The organism is Mesorhizobium sp. Arg314, assembly GCF_053714275.1.
Genome location: NZ_JBSKBP010000043.1, coordinates 1 through 14228, shown reverse-complemented (window position 1 = coordinate 14228; position 14228 = coordinate 1). Strand labels below are relative to the sequence as shown.

The following is a 14228-nucleotide window of genomic DNA, read 5'->3' as shown; positions in this document are numbered from 1 at the left end:
GCATATTCGAGCAGTGGACGACGAAAGAAGGATTGTTCTCGACCTGCGCTTCTGCACCAGGCCTCACGAGATCAATTCATACACAATGTCGTTGATTTCTCGCCCCGCCGGCGTTCCTTCGATGAGCTGTCGGATATGGCGGCGAGTAGCCGCAAAGTGCAGATCAGGGTTGATGGCGAAGGTCGCGGCGATTTGCTCGGCCCCCGCGCCGAGTTCCGATAGTCGCTGATGCACAGGGTTGGTTTCGTCGAAGGAAGGGATCGGCAGTTCCCAAACATGTTTGTGAATGTCGCGCTCGTCCTTGCCGTAGGACATCAATGGGCGGGCGAGGTCGGTTGTGATAGGGGCATTTAGGATAGTGCAGAGATAGTCCGCTTCAACTTCAGTACGCACTGACGCCCAATAGAGCCCATTCGCGACAACGGCCCGTCTATCAGTTACCTTCGCAGCAACAAGATGCATTCCAGCTCGATTGTAAACGACTTTGATCGCCGGTATCGGGAATTGCTTCGCTAAGCCCGACTGATAGTTAATTCGCTGCATCAGGCTCATGCCGTCGGTGCTCTTATTTTCTTCCCAGAGCGCGCTTGCACGATCCCACCATTGATGAAGTCCTGGGCTCAGTTCAATCTGATCCTCAGAGAGTGGACCATTTCGCCCGCAAGGGAGAACGACCAGAGTGGATCCGGCAACCCGGTATGGAAATACGCTATCTCCGTTGTAGCTGGGGCGAATAAACTCGGACTCAACCACTCCGGATAGTCCATCCAGCAATCGCCACGGCCGCTTCTCGTGGATGCTACGACAGGATCGAATAGCAGTACGTCCAGCAGGAATGCCCAGCGTGGTCGACGGTTGGTGCTCCACATTAAACATGAAATGTGGAGAGAAATTTGGGCCCTGCGAAAACGCGGGCGCATAGGGCGAGCGGCTCAGCGTGCCACTGCGGCGCAGTCTTCCGTCACTGCGAGAGAGGGCGGCACTGGCTTGCTCCCAGTGCGCATTCGACGTTGGTAGGCGGCCCGTCCAGATTTGCGCCTCTTCCGGCATAGACACCGGGCGTCCGTCTGCTCGGGAGCCGAACACCACGCTTGACGCTCGCGGAAAGAAGTGGGGCCTGATCCGCCGCAAATCCCAAGGCGACGAAAAAGCGATCGCCATGCCGACCGTTGCGTCCCCATAACGGCCCGAACGAAATCCTCCGTAGTGGTCGCGGTCGATAGCAGTGTTTGGCAGCACAAGGCCAAAGTTGCCTCCATTACGCACATAAAGCTCGCACGCTCGAACCGCGAAAAGACCAGCCAAGTCTTGCTGAGTTGCCAGTTCTGCCCCGGCCCATAGGCCACGTTCTTCCGACATGCGCCGGAAGGCGGCCTGCATACCGGCCGTCATGTTTCGGTAGGCTAACCAGGGTGGGTTGCCGATGAGAACATCCACGCGATTGGCTTCACGCGCGAGCCACATTGGTCTCGCGAGGTTACGGACGTAGTAGCCCCAGATGTGATCGCGCCCCTCGTCATGGAGGCGGCACATGGTGCGAAATGTTCCTTCAATCACCGCTCGGTGCTGCTGCGGAACTGCCAAGCGCTGAAAGACGGAATTCAGTGACGGTACTGCCGCACCAGAGCGGCGGTTCGCGGCTCGGTTAGCCAGCTCATTGACCAATTCATCGAACCGAGCGGCATCGTCCAGAAGCGCATCGGGAAATCGAAGTTCGGAGGCGACCAACTCGCGATTATCATCTGCATGGATTGTGAGATTGCCGGCGCTCCAAAGATCGCGCGACTGTTCCTGCCACTGGAGGGAATCGCCAAGATAGACGGGAATCTGGATCGTCGCTCTGTACGGATTGACTAGCCTGTCTCGGCCGATCGCCAAGAGGTAGGTGACACGCGCCAATGTGACCGCAACGGGATGCAGGTCCATGCCGATGACATGGCGCGTCACTCCGTTGATCTGCTCCGATACCGTCATGCCCACGCGCTCGGCTGCCGCTATATAGCGGCGGATGGCATGGAAAAGGAACGTTCCGGACCCGCACGCGGCATCGAGAACACGCTGCGTTAGCGGCGCACTCACCGTTTCTTCTACAACGATGTGAGCGAGCCAGTCTGGGTATAGTATTCGCCCAGGCGCTTGCGCGTCTCTGCGCCTATAATGCTCTCATACAGCACTTTGAGGACGTCCTGCTCGACGGCGCTCCAGTCAAAGCGCGCGAGCCGGCGGCTCAGTGTGCGGACAAAGACGCGACCCTCCTCGATCTCAACGATCCAATCGAAGAAGTCGGGTTCAACGACACCGTAAATTCCGCTTTCGTCAAATCGTTCGCCACCGAGAAGGGCAACAGGTGTGATGGTCTCTGGATGAAGGCCAAGAACTGCATGAGCAATGATCTCGGCTGAGTTTACGAGCAGCGTATGCTCGATGAACAGGTCGTCGCTGTCCTCAAACTGGGTACCAAGGGCGGATGTCAGAAGGCGCGCCCAGAGAGTGCGCTTCATTATGACACTCGGCTCATCCCGGTTGCGCTGGTAGATGGCTGAGAGAGTGGCCCTGTCTAGCACATAGGCGCTGCTGGTAGAGCCGAGACGGGCCTCGATTGCGTCGGCTGTAGGAACAAGCCCGTGGGTGGTCGCAAGGACACCCTCGAGCCACACGACCAGTTGCTCAATCTCGCTCGCTTCAAGGCTGAGGTCTGAAACCTGACGCAATTCCTCATCGACCAGATGATAGCAGTACCAGCCCGTACCGTCGGTCAGGATACCGACATATCGCAAACCCGTTTGTTTAGCCCGCAATGCCACATAGCCGGCAAGCTGCTCTTCCGCCTCTCTTTTTATACGCTCGGTGCGGAGGTCGCGCTTAACCTCGATGACAGTTGCCCCGACTTCCACGTCGATTCGCCGACGGTCACCCAACTGCGACTCCAGCTGGACAAGGGATAGGTCATCCTCTTCAAGTTCGAATGGGGCATCGAGAATAAATTGACGCACATCTGCCTGTATTTCTGCTTCGGTGCGCCGGGTGTCGCGAGTGACAAGCCGGGCGAAAGTATCGTGGATGGAAGTCGGCATATTGATCTCTGCTACCCTACCTGGCGATCATATCGGGGTGATTATCGGCGACCATAGAACGCGCACCATCTTCTCGCATCCGGCGGCGAGGCGCGAAAGCACGAAATATTGCTCGGCGAGCCGGTACCTGATTTTCGCGCGAGGATCTGCCCGTTGCGGCCGCGTTGTTTCGCATGATCGCATAGCGAATCGGGCACGGCTGCCCCTTCCCCGCTCATCGTGTTGGGCGGATTTCAACCTAACCTTGCTTGATGCAGCACACTTAGGTTGCTGACATTGGCGTCATTTCGTCCGGACTGTCACGTTCAGCGAACGCTGAAAGATGCAATTTAAGTGAATCGTCAGCCGTAAGGGAATATGTAACATGCCCTCTTGCAATTTGGCAGTCAGATATGTAACATATCTCCTATCGAAGCCGCAGAAGAGTCCCATGATGCCCGTAGTGAGAATTAACGATGCCACCTTTGCCGATCTGAAGCTCATAGCAAGTTGGTTTGGCACGAAAACGCCCGCCGATACGCTGGATCGTGTCGTGAAGGAGGCGATGGACCAGCTCGGCTTGGAGCGTGAGCATGAGCCCCATGAAGCCATTGTCTCAGAGGGAGGTGCCAGGCAATTCGACGTAGCGCCCGGTCTGGCTTTCACGAAACCGTTGTCGGCGACCATCAACGGAAAGGCGATCCCTAGCCCAAGATGGTCATCGATTCTGATCACGATGATTGCTCAACTAAAGTCAAAAGGCCTCGACGGTGAAAAGCTTGTCCGTGAATTGGGGATCCCTGCCAAAGCCGCCAAGTTCGAGGACGAGGGGTTCAAGTATCACCCAGACCTAGGTATTTCGGTGCAGGGTCAGTCCGCTTCCGACGCATGGAAAGAGATCGACCGCTTGGCCAAAAAGTGGCGCATCCCCGTTACGGTTGAGTTTTGGTGGCGCCAGAATCCGAAGGCTCAACATCCAGGCCGAACCGCCGTTCTAAACTCACCTCCCAAGAGCTGAAGGCCAAGAGGAATGCCTGCAGTTGGCACAAAGCATAGGTTAGACGATGATACATGCGAGCCAGGGAGGCTCAGCTACCCCAGGAACTTGTTATGGCGATGCCACTCCAGCGAGCTGGACGAAGGAAGGGCTGAAGCCAGGATCGGCGACTGCAGCGTCGTACCGTTCAGGTCATAGTAGTGCTTGCCGTTGTCAAAGTCTGCCTTGAGCCGGCCGCTCACTACAAAGCGCAGGTCCGTGTCCACTGTTACGTACCCCAGGTCAAACAGCTTATGGATATCAGTTCGCAGCAGGAGACCGTTTGGACCTTCGTGCTCTCCGCCTTCCGCATAGGATCGAATGTGAGCGACATCAAGTATGGGGAGGGTTTTCTCGCCGCTGACCGCGCAACGTCGACCATAGGCGTCTGTGACCAATATCCTGAATGCGCCTTGACCCAGCCGCGGACGAACCAAAATCGGAGTCCCGTAGCGGTCAGACGAGGCAGGCAATGCGAGACTGGCGCGATCCATCACCGCAGCCCAAAGCTTGGCGCCATCTGCTTCGTCCGTGTCGTAGCCACGTCCGACCACAATATTGCGGGACCAGCTCTCTGGCACCGCAATCCAGTTGTCTCGGGCCCAGAAAAACGGGTTGGTCAGGATGCGACAGCCAATTGTGGGATCCACGCGGGGGTCGCCGGTTCGATACCGACCGATGCGGCGCCGCATCTCTTTAGCTGAATCAACCCCATTCTTTTCGCCGAATGCCTCCCAAGCGATCGAGAGCGGAAGCAGCGACGCGTGGGAAAAGATTCCGCCGCCGACAATGAAGTTCTGGGGCGAATGCAGCTTAAACAGGAACAATTCGCCGGGTTGCAAAGCGCGAAAATTGGTACGGCCACTTGGAGCCCAAAAGTTTACCTCCTCGACCTGACGAGCCGAGAGATACTCGAACCAATCATTGTCGGTGACGCCCACGAAGATGCTGACCATTGCGCGACGTTGCATCGTGCGAACTGTTTCGGCAAGCGGCAAGCTTTCGCAGACGCAAATCCATGCCGACCTCAAAGACCGCGACGCCTTTGTCTTTGATCCCATCGTCTCAAAGTATCTTCTGCGCCCTGATGATCATTTGGAGGTGGTGACGCCCTATTCCCGCACCGTGCCGTTTGCCTCCTGGGATGCCGATCGCCATGCGTGGATGGTCCTTGCGCCGGCACTGGAGCCGGATCGAGGAGGCGGCCAGACGCAACGAACCGGAAGAGACGGCTAAGCGCGGAACGAAAGGCCGGACAAGGGCGAAACACAAGCCGATTGCATTCGCCGCTTTCGCCAGCAACACAGCGTTCCCATCCTCAATGCCCTCAAGACATGGCTCGACCACATCGCGCCGAAGGTCTTGCCCGATAGCAAGATCGGCGACGCGGTGCCCTACACTCTGAACCAGTGGGAATACCTGACGCGATACAAAGAAGACGGCAGGATGCCGATCGACAACAACCTTCTCGAACGCGATATCAGAATCTTTGCCACCGGCAGAAAATCCTGGCTGTTCAGCGATACCGTGGATGGAGCCAGGGCCAGCGCCGTCATATACAGCCTGATGCTGACCTGCCGCGCCTCGAGCCCTTGGCGTACTTGCGCCACGTCCTCAGCGAATTGCCGCAGCGCGCCACAGACGCCGACATCACCGACCTGGGGAGTATGAAAAAGCTGGGGGTATCACGCCGCCATTTTCGCCTCGTTCGGTGGCGATCGCCGCTCATTGCGCCACCGCTTGAAATCGCTGTCGAGGATGCCGTCGAGGACGCGGGTTCGCAGTTGCATGAGCAGATGGACGCCACGGGGCGTCCATTGCGTCTGCTGTTTTTTGGCGAAACGCTTGGCGATCACCTGGTTGACTATTGATTCGACGAAGGCGGTCGAAACCGACTCGCCATAGCGGCGTCGCTCGGCGTAGTTCGGGATGAATCCGGCATTGTTGGTGATGTAGCCGCTGAACTCGCCAAGGTGGCGTCGCAGCTTCCGCACTTCGGGCGGTGGATCGTCAAGACGCTCGAGTCCGTCGTCGAGGTCTTCGACGAGGCTGAGCGCTCGTCTGAGATTGCCGTGCCAGAGATATCGTCTCACACTTTCGGGCACCTCTATAATCGCCGGGGCCGCGGTGCTGAGCGGCGGTCTGTTGGAGCACGGTGATGCGCATGGCGATATGGAAATAGTCAAGAACATGATCTGCGTTGGGACGCATATAGAGCTGGAGGTCGCGCACGCTGTCGCCGCCATCTGACATGAACGCCACCTCCTGGTTCATCGCGATGCCCTGGCTGACCAGCAACTCGTGCAGCCGACGCTTCGGCTTCTCGTCGTGGCCGGTCACGAACCCGAACCGGCGAACCGGTCCTTCCTCCGGCACAGATTTGCCCACAATCACCTCGAAGTTCGCCAGCCTATCGGTCCAACTGCGCACATAGCCACCGTCGATGCCGATCGTGACCGGCGGGCCGGGGATCGGCATTTCGTTCACTCGGCCTGGCATCCGCTCGCGAACATCGCCTGCTCGGGACCGAGCTCAGCTTCGAGACGCTCAGCGGCGCGCATCACATCGTTCCTGATCGTCGAGGCGTTCACGGCCTCGCCGATCGGCAATACGTCGGCCAGCAGTGCGGCGGCGACACCGTAGGCCGCGAGCGAAGCCCAACGTGCCTCGAGCGCAAGAAGATCGGGCGTAACGCGTTCAGGTAGAGCGGCCACGACAGGCGCGATGACGCCGGGCACAGCTTGGCATCGGCAGCATCCATATCGTGGGCTCGGCAGCGCGAGCTTGCCGAAGCACGTGCGCATGGTGATTGTGCGCTTGTCCTTCAGCCGCCGGAGCCGGTGGCAACACGGACAGGGCCGCTCGCGACGGGCGAGGTCGAGGATCTGCGTTTCCGTGATGCCACCTGGAGCGCGGCTAGCATCGCCTTCGCCTCGCCCAGCGTCAGGCCAAGATCATCGTTTGACAGCACCCCGTCCAGTCGATCAATGCTGACGATCTCACGCGTCTGGAACGTCGCGTCGCCGGGATCGGTCACGAGTTGAATGGTAAATCGCATGCCCCCTCCTTCTCTGAGATGGAAACACGCGGACGGTCGCCTGTCACCGGACAGTCGGATGAGGTCAACTCTCTGAGTGCTTGTCCGCGCCCACCAGTTCGCGTTTCAGTTCGGCGTTCACCTCGCGCCGGCTGAAGCGCTCGGGTTCGAAGGCGCTTAGTGCATCATCGTCCTCGAATTCCTCGTCGACATCTTCTCCATCATCTGCGCGAAGCAGCCGGCCGATGTCGCCGAAGCGGACCCGATCGAGAAGCGCCTCATAGCCCCTCGGACCGCCGATATCTTCGGGTGGGCCGGCACGCGCGCCGGCGATGCAGACCGGGTAGACCTTGCCGCCATCGCGTTCGAACTTGGCCTCGACCCGGATCTCGTGCTCCCACAGATCGCCGATATCATATTCGTAGTGGATGCGCTGGCGCACGCGCAGTTGGAGATCGGCGAGCATGATCTCGCCGCCCCCCGCGTCACGGTGGCGCTCGCCCGCCCACATCGTGCCGTAGCGGCGGCCCTGCAGCTTGAATGCATGGAGATGGTAGCCCTCCCAGCCGAACGCAATCTGGACGACGCGGTGTAGTCCATACAGCGTTAGGTCCGCCGGCACGAGCAGCCGGCGCAGATCATCGGTGAGATGCCGCGCAAGCTCAACTTGAGCTGATACACGACGGACGCTGCAACGTAGGACATGACGGCCAAGCTAACGGAAAGCCAGCGGCGCCCCCAGCTTTTTCATGCTCCCCGACAAGGGCCAGGCGGCTTTTTTGCCTGAAGCGTGACGGATCGGGGAGGACCGAGGCTGGACGGTAAACCGATCAACGCCGTTTTGTACAACTGCGGCGCCGCCAAGTACCGGCCGGTATGAGCGATGACGCTGGCACCTTTTTGCGACGCCGTCCCCCTCTCAGCGGAAAGTTATCGGACGAGGCCGGCTACCCGAAAGAAAATTAGCCAGTATCGCCTGGTTTGCCCGGGGCTGATGCGCAAAACCGTATGGCTCCGTTACGCAGGACCTAAACCCGACTATAGATGTTGACGGAAAGATACTGTATCGGAGTTTGCAGCAACTGTTCCGGGCCGTGACGCGCGCCGGCGTCGAACACCATTGCGTCATTCGGTTCAAGGACATACGTCCTGTCGGCATGTCGATAAACGACTTTTCCGGAAAGCATGTAGACGAACCTAATACCTGCATAGCGAAACCCGCTATAGGGTACAGCGTCGTTGCTCAGCGTGACCAAATAGGGATCGACGCCGACGGCGCCCACCAGCGCACAGCCGAGCAACTGGTAGAGATGTCCGGCTTTGGTGCCACCTCGGACGATCTCAACCCCTGTGCCGGCTTTGACGAACGAACAGTCGCGTCGCTCCTCGGTTTCGACGAACAGCTGGCTAATCGGCACATTTAAGGCCTGTGCAAGCGCATAGAGTGTTGTGACCGACGCACCCATAGTACCGTTCTCAATTTTCGACAGCGTCCCTATTGAAACTCCGGCCGCTGCGCTTAGTTCGGTGACCGTCAAGTCGCGCAATTTCCGTAGCCGGCGCACCTCGGCACCTATTCCAGCTTCGAGTCCGAGCGGCAAAAGGTTATCCCGGACCGACGCGTCTATGGACGGATCTATGTCCTCCGGCGGTTTGACGGTACTTAAGTTCTTGGGCTTTAACGTTCGAGCCATCGCACTTCTACCTTTTTGAAGACTTCTTCTTTGTACAGAACAAAAACCCGCCAATGGCAAGAGCCGGCGTCAGGCGTCTCCCTTCCGTTTTGCGTTTTGCGACCATCCCGGGTGCAACTGCGGTAGCAGGTAAGCGCGGAAAGGCGAAGGTCTCGGCCCCCATAATCCGCGACCGCCAACCGGGCGAACTCGATGATTATCCGGAAGGCGGCGCGAAGCTGTGTCGCAGCGTGTGCACATAGTGGAAGAGGGGCGGCCATAATGGACGCGCCGGTTGCCTGCCGAAGGGTTCGGCGTGGCTGGAACGCGCGCTTCGACCCAATTGCCCCGTGGCGGGCGCAAGCGCCAGATGCTGACAGGCAGGGACGGCTGACCCCTTTTGGTTGCCGTCTCGACAGCTACTAAGCACGTATCAGGCGGCATGGCGCTGCTGAGCGCTTCGCGCCCCCACGGCGCTTCTTGAGTGCTGGATTTGCGATGTGCGTCCGATCGGCGGTCAAGCTGAGTGTCAGTGCACCGGCAGGTCAGAAAGCTTCGCTGTCCACCGGTAATTAAGCGCGCTTTCAGCTTGGATCAGCCGCCGATTGCAGGGGCGAGGGTTGGAGAAGGCTGGCGCCTTGTAGCCGCCTCTCTCGCCGAAACACGTCTCCTCGCGGTTATCAAAATGTCCCCGCGAGTTTATTCCTGGCTGACAAGCATGGCGTCCAGCCGCCTGACGGTTAGCCCCTGGAAAAAATTCTCCTCGGGCTATTGACACCGACTTCGTTAGTGAGGCAAGACTTTTCGTCCGACGAAGGCTATTTTCGTACGAGGAAAACAGCGAGGCATGGGATTTAACTGACGGCGGTTTCCCTGTTGGCTGCGGTTCTTGAGCTGCTCCACGCGGGAACTCGTATCGCTGGTGAAGTGGGGATAGGGCCACGTGGCCTATTCTTCGCGCCCTGATCTTTTTGCAATTCTCTAACCTGGGAAGCCATTTGGCGCCCACGTCTCTTAGCAACGGTAACTCTAACCCGGACCTCAACTATGTCAGAACTCATGACACTTGCCGATTTTTCTAAGGATGAATTTCTGACTCGGTGTCAGCGTGCTTGGAGGCTAATGCGCGAGCATGATGTCGAAGCGCTCTTGCTTACGGGTGACGCCAATCGCCGCTATTTTACGGGCCACCGTACACAGCATTGGGTGAGCAATGCGCGTCCAATGTTTGCGATATTGCCGCAAGGAAAAGAACCCGTAATTCTCGTTGCGGAAAGTGAAGGATATACTGCGCGCGATACGTCCTGGATTAAAGACATTCGTACTTGGCACGGATTTGCTGATGATGGCCTGCCCGTCATCGCCGATATTGTGAGAGAGCTTAAGCTTGATCGCAGTCGGATCGGGGTCGATTATGGCAGTGAGATGCGATTGGGTATGCCGGTTACATCCTTCAACGCTCTGCAAACGCTCGTTCCTCACGTCGATTTTGTCGACGGTTCGCCCATTCTTTGGGCGACTAGAATGACGAAATCCAACAAAGAACTTGAGTACATTCGGCAAGCTTGTTCGGCCAACGAGAACGGATTCCGTCAGGGTTGGTCTGTTGCACAGCCTGGAATGACGGAGCGGGACCTGCAGCGCCGCATGGCTATTGCTATGTTAGAGGGCGGAGCAGACAGGGTGCAGTGGTTGCCTCTGAATTCCGGCGAGGGGAATTACTACAAAATTTCTATGGAACCCACAGAGCGCAAACTCGAAGTCGGAGACACAATTTGGTGCGATGCGGGCGTCACCGTCAGGGGATACTGGTCTGACTACAATCGCGTGGCAGCTGTAGGACGCGCGAGCGAGAAGCAGAAGTCAGCCTACCAGGTTGTGTGGGATGTTACGCGCAAGTGTATCGAGGCCGTCAAGCCAGGTCTTCCATTGGCTGCAATTTCTGAAATAGCGAAGAACGCGTTCAAGGGTCCTGGGCGCATAGGTCATGGGTCCGGGCTTGATGTAACGGAGCCGCCCTCCATTCGATCAGAAGATTCTACAACAATCGAGCCTGGAATGGTCTTGCATATTGAACCCCGGATCGTTCATCCTTTCGGCTGCTTTCAGCTTGAGGAAGTAATCGCCGTTACCGACAGTGGTTACGAGTTTTTGAGCACTCCTGCGCCTGAGACAATTCCCGTCACTGGTTGAGTGGATAAGATCGGGGGATTACTCATGTACGATGTGTCGGATTTGCTTGCCGAGTTGGTTCGAGTTGAAAGTATCAATCCGAACCTTTCTTTTAAGGGCAGCGGTGAGGCAGCCGTCGCTGCTTACGTCGCGAAATTTTGTGGCGACCAAGGAATTGAATTCAAGCTCCAGCCCGTCAGCGAGGGACGCGATAACGTTATCGCTTGGGTGCGCGGCACCGATCCGGATAAGCGCATTCTCTTCGACGCCCATCTAGACACTGTTCCGGCCGAGGGATGGCAGCGAGATCCATTTTCCGCGGAACGAGACGGCCGCCGCATGTATGGGCGGGGAACCTGCGACACGAAGTCATCATTGGCTGCAATGTTGCATGCTCTTGTAACCGTGAGCAAAGATAAGCCGAGAGCTACGGTGTTTGTAGCCGGGACCGTTGACGAGGAGTATCAAAAGGCCGGGGCTCGAGCATTGGCACAGTCGGGGATCGGCTTCGAAGCCGCGGTTGCGGGCGAGCCGACCAACCTTGAGATAGTGGTTGCGCACAAGGGATCCGTGCGTTGGCGCATCGAAACCGTTGGTCGTGCAGCGCATAGCTCAAAACCTGAGCTTGGCGTGAACGCAATAGCAGCCATGGCAAACGTTATTCCGGAGATTGTACGCCTCGGCGACAAGTTGCGTGGGAGCTTCGAGCACTCGCTAGTTGGGTCGCCGTCGTTAACAATCAGCCTGATTCAAGGTGGGAGCGATATTTGTACGGTGCCCGCACGCTGCGAGATTTTTCTGGACCGCAGATTGGTCCCACAAGAGACTCCGGCTGGTGCGATCGCGGAGGTGGAAAAGGTTCTCAGCGCTTTACGGCAGAAGTATCAAGGCCTGCAGGTGCGTTCGATACTTCCTGCTGTCGAGGATCCTCCGCTTGAGGAGGCCATCGGATCGCGCATCGCAGAAGTAGCTGCGGATGCGTGCCGTGACATTGCAGGCACAGGTGGGTCGTTCCGTGGAGCACCTTGGGGCACGGACGCAAGCCAACTCCAGTTGGCCGGAGCAAAGTGCATCGTACTGGGCCCCGGGTGTTCTGCTCAGGCACATACAGTTGACGAGTATGTTGATCTGGATGAGGTTGAAAAAGCCTCAGAAATCTACCGAAGAATCATGCAGAAATACTAGGCGACTTCGCACAGCTCTGAGGAACTCTTCGGGCATCGCTGGTCAGCTTAGGCAAACGCGTTGAGAAACTCAAATGGTCGACCGCATCCTCATTTGCCGATCCTGCGGCGTACAGTATCCGTTCAAGCCGCGCTTCACCCCCTGCGATGCCTGTCACGCGCCGCTTGACGTAGACGTCGATCTCCGAGAAGCGATTAAACACGTGCCACCAAGCGCTTTTGAATGCTCGGGCGGAGATATTTCGAGATTCGCACCATTTTTCGCGGTTCAGAACGCGGACAATTTTGTAACGCTAGGTGAAGGCGGCACGCCCCTCTTGCGTCACTCGCGGCTGAATGCCTTGGTCGGAATGCCAAACCTCCTGATCAAGAACGAAGCGTCCAATCCAACTTGGTCCTTCAAAGATCGGTTGAACGCTGTAAATACAAGCTTGGCGCGTGAATTCGGCTTCAGCCATTTAACTGCGGTCTCGACCGGCAATCACGGTGCCTCGGCCTCGGCCTATGCGTCGGCTGGCGGCTTGCGCAACATCATATTCTTGCCACATGAAACGCCCGATATCTACAGTCAGATGGTCAAGGCGTATGATGGGCGCGCAGTCTTCGCTGACTGGCGCGCATGCGCTGACCTCCTCTCTTATCTTGTGACGGAGAAGGGTTGGTATCCGTCAAAAAGCTCGCTGCCGACGCCGATCAGCAATCCGTTCGGATTGCAAGGCTACAAATCGATTGCATTCGAAATAGCGATCGCAATGCACCGCCGCGTGCCGGACTATATGCTGATCCCGGTTGGCAGCGGCGACGATATCTATGGGACTTACAAGGGTTTTCTCGAACTGCGGGAGCTCGGCATTATCGACCGTATTCCAAGGCTTGTGGGGTGTGAGTCCGCAAGCGCGAACCCACTTGCGCGCGCGCTCGCAGCCGATTCCAAGCATGTCGAAAAGATCGAAGCTGCGCAGACGATGGCGATCTCGATCGGAGCGGGCGTTTGCAGCGATCACGCGTTACGGGCAGTGCGGGGTTCGGGGGGGTTCGCATGTTCCCCCAGCGATGCCGAGATCAAGGATGCCATGCGGCTTTATGCTTCTGTCGGTCTAATAGCGGAGTCGTCATCGTGCGTCCCGCTTGCTGCGGCACGGCGCCTGCTTACGGAAGGCCGTATACCTGCAGACGCCATCACGGTCGTTGTCTTAACCTCAGCTGGCATCAAATGGCCGCAGGAAGTCGCTTCGCTTGGTGTGCCTGCATTGTCGATACCGGCCCGAACGGAAGCGCTCGATGCATTACTGGACGGCTGGGGATAGCTGCGCAGGTAGATGTCTCCTGATGCGAGTATCGGGGCACGTTGTGGATCGTTCTGGCGGGGCCGAGATGGCGATAGCGGGAACTGGATCCGAGTCAGGTGCGAAGTCACATGAATCCGATTGATGCCCGATTGGCCGCCCTCGGGATAACAATTCCGACGGTCAATCCGCCTCAAGGCAATTACCTATCTTACGTCCGTGCGGGCTCCTTGATCTTTGTCGCCGGACAAGGGCCCAGGAAAGATGGGCAACTCCTATATAGAGGGGTCGTCGGTCACGATTTGACTCTTGAGGATGGCAAGAAGGCCGCTAGGATTTGCGCCATCAATGTATTGGGCCAACTCCGCCAAGCATGTGACGGAGACCTGGGTAGGGTAAGGCAGATGGTTCGGATTGCCGGCCTGGTGCGCTGTACAACAAGTTTCGGAAATCACTCACGGGTGCTGAACGCGGCTTCCGACCTGTTTTGCGAAATTTTGGGTGACGCCGGAAAGCACATCCGGATTGCGTCCGGCACGCATGCCCTCCCTTCAGGGATGGCGGTGGAAATCGAAGCGCTTGCAGAAATCAGCTAGAAAGTAGGACATACGCCGCGCGCAGATGGCATGGTTGCTGCCGTTTCCACTGGCACCGACAGCGCAATGAGTGTTGGGCCAATAAGCCAGGGGTTCAAGAGCAGCTACTCTAAATAGTCGCCCGTGAACTATGCGCAAGCCGTTGATCTGACTTGTTGAATGAGGAAGATCGCGGGTTTGGCATTGCAGGA

Annotated in this window: 14 protein-coding genes and 2 pseudogenes; 7 read left to right on the top strand and 9 right to left on the bottom strand. The window is 57.8% G+C overall.

The genetic code is table 11. The annotated features are described in order from the left end of the window. Positions 1-63 precede the first annotated feature (63 nt). Together ACWGS9_RS28735 and ACWGS9_RS28730 are read right to left on the bottom strand one after the other, a co-directional pair. A complete protein-coding gene (locus tag ACWGS9_RS28735) occupies positions 64-2079 on the bottom strand; it encodes an Eco57I restriction-modification methylase domain-containing protein (RefSeq protein WP_454508413.1) in 2016 nt (671 codons plus the stop codon). Between the two features lie 8 nt (positions 2080-2087). Continuing rightward, positions 2088-3074 carry a hypothetical protein gene (locus ACWGS9_RS28730; protein WP_454508412.1) on the bottom strand — a complete coding sequence of 329 codons (987 nt, stop codon included), beginning with the start codon at positions 3072-3074 and terminating at the stop codon, positions 2088-2090. Positions 3075-3504: 430 nt separating this feature from the next. Between ACWGS9_RS28730 and ACWGS9_RS28725 the strand changes: the two genes are divergently transcribed. Beyond that, positions 3505-4071: a T4SS efffector SepA family protein gene (locus ACWGS9_RS28725; protein ID WP_454508411.1), complete on the top strand. Its 567-nt coding sequence runs from the start codon at positions 3505-3507 to the stop codon at positions 4069-4071. Between the two features lie 74 nt (positions 4072-4145). Here the strand turns inward: ACWGS9_RS28725 and ACWGS9_RS28720 are convergent, their stop codons facing one another. Then, positions 4146-5045, bottom strand: coding sequence for an HNH endonuclease (locus ACWGS9_RS28720; RefSeq protein WP_454508410.1), 900 nt, complete (start codon positions 5043-5045; stop codon positions 4146-4148). Between ACWGS9_RS28720 and ACWGS9_RS28715 the strand changes: the two genes are divergently transcribed. After that, positions 5035-5325, top strand: a complete 291-nt coding sequence (locus tag ACWGS9_RS28715) for a hypothetical protein (protein ID WP_454508409.1) — start codon at positions 5035-5037, stop codon at positions 5323-5325. The genes ACWGS9_RS28720 and ACWGS9_RS28715 overlap by 11 nt on opposite strands. A 3-nt stretch (positions 5326-5328) precedes the next feature. Next, a pseudogene (locus ACWGS9_RS28710) lies at positions 5329-5750 on the top strand (IS66 family transposase); the annotation flags it as partial. Between the two features lie 24 nt (positions 5751-5774). On the opposite strand, the gene ACWGS9_RS28705 reads toward ACWGS9_RS28710, so the two are convergent. From ACWGS9_RS28705 to ACWGS9_RS28680, 6 genes and pseudogenes are all read right to left on the bottom strand, one after another. Further along, positions 5775-6083 (bottom strand): hypothetical protein, encoded by a 309-nt coding sequence (locus tag ACWGS9_RS28705; RefSeq protein ID WP_454508437.1) that lies wholly within the window; start codon positions 6081-6083, stop codon positions 5775-5777. Between the two features lie 16 nt (positions 6084-6099). After that, on the bottom strand, positions 6100-6576 hold the full coding sequence (locus ACWGS9_RS28700) for a hypothetical protein (protein ID WP_454508408.1): 477 nt from the start codon (positions 6574-6576) through the stop codon (positions 6100-6102). Further along, complete coding sequence (locus ACWGS9_RS28695) at positions 6573-6827, bottom strand: hypothetical protein (protein WP_454508407.1); 255 nt, start codon at positions 6825-6827, stop codon at positions 6573-6575. Before ACWGS9_RS28695 ends, ACWGS9_RS28700 begins: the two co-directional genes overlap by 4 nt. Before the next feature lie 86 nt (positions 6828-6913). Next, entirely contained in the window at positions 6914-7147 is a 234-nt protein-coding gene (locus ACWGS9_RS28690) for a hypothetical protein (RefSeq protein WP_454508406.1), read from the bottom strand. A 64-nt stretch (positions 7148-7211) separates the two neighbouring features. Continuing rightward, positions 7212-7784, bottom strand: a pseudogene (locus ACWGS9_RS28685) (plasmid pRiA4b ORF-3 family protein); the annotation flags it as partial. A 370-nt stretch (positions 7785-8154) separates the two neighbouring features. Beyond that, positions 8155-8727 (bottom strand): helix-turn-helix domain-containing protein, encoded by a 573-nt coding sequence (locus tag ACWGS9_RS28680; RefSeq protein ID WP_454508405.1) that lies wholly within the window; start codon positions 8725-8727, stop codon positions 8155-8157. A 1119-nt stretch (positions 8728-9846) separates the two neighbouring features. Between ACWGS9_RS28680 and ACWGS9_RS28675 the strand changes: the two genes are divergently transcribed. From ACWGS9_RS28675 to ACWGS9_RS28660, 4 genes are all read left to right on the top strand, one after another. Beyond that, entirely contained in the window at positions 9847-10992 is a 1146-nt protein-coding gene (locus ACWGS9_RS28675; protein WP_454508404.1) for a M24 family metallopeptidase, read from the top strand. 24 nt (positions 10993-11016) lie between these two features. Further along, on the top strand, positions 11017-12156 hold the full coding sequence (locus tag ACWGS9_RS28670; protein ID WP_454508403.1) for a M20 family metallopeptidase: 1140 nt from the start codon (positions 11017-11019) through the stop codon (positions 12154-12156). 73 nt (positions 12157-12229) lie between these two features. Next, entirely contained in the window at positions 12230-13462 is a 1233-nt protein-coding gene (locus tag ACWGS9_RS28665; protein WP_454508402.1) for a pyridoxal-phosphate dependent enzyme, read from the top strand. A gap of 110 nt (positions 13463-13572) precedes the next feature. Then, positions 13573-14037, top strand: coding sequence for a RidA family protein (locus tag ACWGS9_RS28660; protein WP_454508401.1), 465 nt, complete (start codon positions 13573-13575; stop codon positions 14035-14037). The last annotated feature ends 191 nt before the right edge of the window (positions 14038-14228 follow it).

What these genes read in the sequence shown, in the direction of transcription:
- ACWGS9_RS28730 (WP_454508412.1), bottom strand. Translation starts at nt 3,074, where the DNA reads ATGCCGACTTCCATCCACGATACTTTCGCCCGGCTTGTCACTCGCGAC.
- ACWGS9_RS28725 (WP_454508411.1), top strand. Translation starts at nt 3,505, where the DNA reads ATGATGCCCGTAGTGAGAATTAACGATGCCACCTTTGCCGATCTGAAG.
- ACWGS9_RS28715 (WP_454508409.1), top strand. Translation starts at nt 5,035, where the DNA reads ATGCTGACCATTGCGCGACGTTGCATCGTGCGAACTGTTTCGGCAAGC.
- ACWGS9_RS28720 (WP_454508410.1), bottom strand. Translation starts at nt 5,045, where the DNA reads ATGGTCAGCATCTTCGTGGGCGTCACCGACAATGATTGGTTCGAGTAT.
- ACWGS9_RS28690 (WP_454508406.1), bottom strand. Translation starts at nt 7,147, where the DNA reads ATGCGATTTACCATTCAACTCGTGACCGATCCCGGCGACGCGACGTTC.
- ACWGS9_RS28675 (WP_454508404.1), top strand. Translation starts at nt 9,847, where the DNA reads ATGTCAGAACTCATGACACTTGCCGATTTTTCTAAGGATGAATTTCTG.
- ACWGS9_RS28670 (WP_454508403.1), top strand. Translation starts at nt 11,017, where the DNA reads ATGTACGATGTGTCGGATTTGCTTGCCGAGTTGGTTCGAGTTGAAAGT.
- ACWGS9_RS28665 (WP_454508402.1), top strand. Translation starts at nt 12,230, where the DNA reads ATGGTCGACCGCATCCTCATTTGCCGATCCTGCGGCGTACAGTATCCG.
- ACWGS9_RS28660 (WP_454508401.1), top strand. Translation starts at nt 13,573, where the DNA reads ATGAATCCGATTGATGCCCGATTGGCCGCCCTCGGGATAACAATTCCG.